Here is a 2550-nt window from a genome sequence, read left to right as displayed (position 1 = left end):
CCCCCGCTCTTGTCCCCTTTTACTTCCGCCGGTCTCCACGACCTCTTTGGGAGCGCTTCCATGCCTGATTCCGTGTCGTCTGTGACTTTTCCTCCCGCCTTTCTCTGGGGCGCCGCCACGTCCGCGTACCAGATCGAGGGGGCGGTGCGGGAGGACGGCCGCACCCCCTCGATCTGGGACACCTTCAGCCATACGCCGGGCAGGACCATCGGTGGTGACACCGGTGACATCGCTGTCGACCACTACCACCGCTACCGCGACGACGTGGCGCTGATGGCGGACCTGGGCCTGAACGCCTACCGCTTCTCCGTCTCCTGGTCCCGGGTGCAGCCGACCGGCCGCGGCCCGGCGGTCCAGGTGGGCCTGGACTTCTACCGCCGCCTGGTGGACGAGCTGCTCGAACGCGGCATCAAGCCGGCGGTCACCCTCTACCACTGGGACCTCCCGCAGGAGCTGGAGGACGCGGGCGGCTGGCCGGAGCGGGACACCGCCTACCGGTTCGCGGAGTACGCGCGGCTGGTCGGCGAGGCGCTGGGCGACCGGGTGGAGAACTGGATCACCCTGAACGAGCCCTGGTGCAGCGCCTTCCTGGGCTACGGCTCCGGTGTGCACGCCCCCGGCCGCACCGACCCGGCGGCCTCCCTGCGCGCGGCCCACCACCTCAACCTGGCGCACGGCCTGGGCGCGGCCGCGCTGCGCTCGGCGACGCCGGCCCGCAGCCAGATCGCGATCAGCCTCAACTCCAGTGTCGTACGGCCCCTCTCGCAGGACCCGGCCGACCTGGACGCGGCCCGGCGGATCGACGACCTGGCCAACGGGGTCTTCCACGGCCCGCTGCTGCACGGCGCCTACCCCGAGACCCTGTTCTCCTCGACGGCGTCGGTCACCGACTGGTCGTACGTCCTGGACGGCGACCTCCGCACGATCAAGGCGCCGCTGGACGCGCTCGGCCTGAACTACTACACCCCGTCGCTGGTCTCGGCGGGCACCGGGAAGGCCGAGGGCCCGCGGGCGGACGGCCACGGCGCCAGCGAGCACTCCTCCTGGCCGGCCGCGGAGGACGTGCTCTTCCACCAGACCCCGGGCGAGCGCACGGAGATGGGCTGGACGATCGACCCGACCGGTCTGCACGAGCTGATCATGCGCTACACGCGGGAGGCGCCCGGCCTGCCCCTCTACATCACGGAGAACGGCGCCGCCTACGACGACAAGCCGGACGCGGACGGCCGGGTGCACGACCCGGAGCGCATCGCCTACCTGCACGGCCATCTGGCGGCGGTCCGCCGGGCCATCACCGACGGCGCCGACGTGCGCGGCTACTACCTGTGGTCGCTGATGGACAACTTCGAGTGGGCCTACGGCTACAGCAAGCGGTTCGGCGCGGTGTACGTGGACTACCAGACGCTGGAGCGCACCCCGAAGTCGAGCGCGCGCTGGTACGGCGAGGCGGCGCGGACGGGTGTGCTGCCGGGGGTGGGGACCGCCGTCTGACACCGGGCCCGGTGGCCCGGGAGTGACGGAACAGGGTGCGGCACCCACGGGGGGTGCCGCACCCTGGTTCTGTCGCCCGGTTCCGTTTCCCGGTTCCGTCCCGTGCGGGTCAGTTGAAGGCGCCGAAGGCCTTCGAGAACGCGAACCTGTCCTGGGCGACGGAACTGCAGGTCGCGTCGGCGGTGGGCTTGGTGCCGCCGTCGCACTGCTTGTCACGGGTCGCGGACCACATGGAGAGCCCGCCGAGGCCCTTGGACTTGGCGAAGTTCGCGAGCTGGGTGGCGTCGTCGACCTTGAAGACCTCGGAGGAGACGTCGTTGACGCCGATCATCGGGGTGACCGCGACCGACTTCCAGGCGGCGGAGTCGGACAGCCCGAGCACGCTCTTGACCTGGGCCTGGGTGGCGGTCGCCGCCTGCTCGGCGTAGGTGCCCATGTCCCCGTTGTAGGAGGCGCCGTAGTCCATCGCCATGATGTTGACCGTGTTGATCTTCACGCCGTTGGACTTGGCGTTGGACAACAGATTCACGCCGTCCTGGGTGAGGCCCTCGGGCATCACCGGGAGGGTGAAGGAGACGTCCAGGTTCGGGTGCTGGGCCTGCAGCTTGGCTATCGCCTGGGCGCGACGGGTGTTGGCGGCCGTGTTGGGCAGCGCGCCCCCCTCGACGTCGAAGTCGACCTTGGTCAGCTTGAAGGCGTCGACGGCCTTGCCGTACGCCGCGGCCAGCGCGTCCGCGGAGGAGCAGGTGGTGGCCAGCTCCGAGCCGGAGGCGCCGCCGAAGGAGACCCGGACGTCACCGCCCTTGGCGCGCAGGGCACCGATCTGGGCGGCCACGCCGTCGCCGGTCAGGTCCGTGACACCGCCCCACTTGGGGGTGCAGCCCCCGCCGTCGGTGACGAAGGCGAGGTTGTAGTTCTTCACGCCGGTCGCGTCGGCCGAGGCGAGCAGGTCGAAGGCCGGGTAGAGGGAGGTGTCGACGTAGGGCGCGAAGCCGGCCGAGGCGGTGCTGCCGCTACCGGTGCCGCCGGTGGGGGTGGGGGTGGCGCTCTGCGTGGGGG

At 71.3% G+C, this 2550-nt stretch carries 2 protein-coding genes; one reads left to right on the top strand and one right to left on the bottom strand.

Annotated elements, in window-relative coordinates; genetic code table 11:
• The first annotated feature begins 60 nt into the window (after positions 1-60).
• A complete protein-coding gene (locus tag V7E45_RS39805) occupies positions 61-1491 on the top strand; it encodes a GH1 family beta-glucosidase (RefSeq protein ID WP_333779176.1) in 1431 nt (476 codons plus the stop codon).
• Between the two features lie 109 nt (positions 1492-1600).
• Here the strand turns inward: V7E45_RS39805 and V7E45_RS39800 are convergent.
• On the bottom strand, positions 1601-2550 hold a 950-nt coding region (locus V7E45_RS39800), incomplete at its 5' end, for a chitinase (protein WP_333779175.1).

It is taken from the genome of Streptomyces sp. IBSBF 3136 (genome assembly GCF_036815105.1).
Taxonomy (GTDB): Bacteria; Actinomycetota; Actinomycetes; order Streptomycetales; family Streptomycetaceae; genus Streptomyces.
This window is presented reverse-complemented; position numbering and strand designations above follow the sequence as displayed.